We start from the raw sequence: 1,581 nt of genomic DNA, 5'->3' as shown, positions 1-1,581 counted from the left end.
TTTAAGTATGAAGTAGTAACAGCTTATAAAAACGCATATTTTTCAGTTAATGAACTCATTAAGAGATATCAAATACCTAAAGTTACCTTATATAATTGGGTAGAAATATTTGATAAGGATGGAGTAAAAGGATTTGAAGCCTCTAGTACGTGGAAGCCTTATTCTAAAGAGTTAAAAGAAGCAGCTGTGCGGGATTACTTATCGGGGGAATATTCCCAATATGAGCTTGTTCGAAAATATGGAATTTCAAGTAGAAGTACCCTACGGAAATGGATTAACAAGTATAATAGTCATATAGAATTAAAGGATACGTCTAAGGGAAGGACGAGCTATATGACTAAAGGGAGAAAAACTACTTGGGTTGAACGGATAGAAATAGTAATGGATTGTTTAGGTAACGGAAAAGATTTTAAGAAAACAGCTGAAGCATATGATGTATCTTATCAACAGGTATATCAATGGGTTAGGAAGTATGAAAACGGCGGAGATGAAGCGCTTAAAGACAATCGTGGAAGGAAGAAAGAAGAAACTGGATTAGCTCCAGAAGATAAAATAAAGCTTCAGATGAAAAGGCTAGAAAGAGAAAATGAACGGCTACGTGCGGAGAACTTATTCTTAAAAAAGTTAGAGGAGATCGAAAGGAGGCGAAAATAAGCCAAATCCGATTCGAGGACAAGTATATCGCTATTCAAGAACTTCATAAGAAAGAAAGTCTAAGTATTCTCTTGCTTTGCGAAATCGCTGGTATTACACGAGCAGCTTACTATAAGTGGCTAAAGCGTACACCTTCCGCTAGAGAACTTCAGAATGAAGAAATTATTCAAGAGATGAAAGCTATTCATGAAAAAGTGGAAGGCATCTATGGTTATCGTAGAATGATGATGACCATCAATCGAAAACTTGGACAAAAATTCAACCACAAACGTTATTATAGACTGATGAAAGTGGCCGGAATACAGTCTGTAATTCGCCAAAAGAAGAAACGATATAAACACTCTACCCCTCAACATGTGGCAGAAAACGTATTAAACCGTGAATTTTCTGCAGAAAAACCAAATGAGAAATGGGTAACAGATGTAACAGAATTTAAATATGGTTTGTCAAAGAAAGCTTATTTAAGCGCCATTAGAGATCTGTATGATGGATCAATTGTTAGTTATGTTTTAGGCCATTCCAATAATAATAATCTTGTATTTAAAACTCTTGATAAAGCCACAAAGCTACTGGAAAAGGACCAACATCCACTTCTTCATAGTGACCGTGGGTTCCAATACACTTCTCGTGGCTTCAAACGCAAAATAGATAAAGCAGAGATAAAACAAAGCATGTCACGAGTTGGTAGATGTATAGATAATGGGCCAATGGAATCCTTTTGGGGAACACTTAAATGCGAGAAGTATTATTTACATAAATATGAGACATTTGAAGAATTGTCTAAGGCAATTGACGAGTATATATATTTCTATAATCACAATAGATATCAAAAACGACTAAACGGCCTCAGCCCTGTAGAATATAGAGCTAAAGCCGCTTAGGTCAATTTTTATTATTTCCACTGTCTACTTGACAGGGGGCAGTTCA

At 35.8% G+C, this 1,581-nt stretch carries 2 protein-coding genes; both read left to right on the top strand.

Features of this window, described 5'->3' with window-relative positions:
• On the top strand, positions 1-654 hold a 654-nt coding region (locus tag BTHG_RS27860; RefSeq protein WP_010280126.1), incomplete at its 5' end, for an IS3 family transposase.
• The gene (locus BTHG_RS23775) at positions 612-1,535 is read left to right on the top strand and encodes an IS3 family transposase (RefSeq protein ID WP_408605264.1); all 924 of its coding nucleotides are present in this window, start codon (positions 612-614) and stop codon (positions 1,533-1,535) included. The genes BTHG_RS27860 and BTHG_RS23775, both read left to right, overlap by 43 nt.
• The last annotated feature ends 46 nt before the right edge of the window (positions 1,536-1,581 follow it).

Origin of the sequence: Bacillus timonensis (assembly GCF_000285535.1) — a bacterium.
Lineage (GTDB): Bacteria > Bacillota > Bacilli > Bacillales > Bacillaceae_L > Ferdinandcohnia > Ferdinandcohnia timonensis.
The sequence above is the reverse complement of the archived record's forward strand: the minus strand, read 5'-3'. Positions and strand labels throughout refer to the sequence as shown.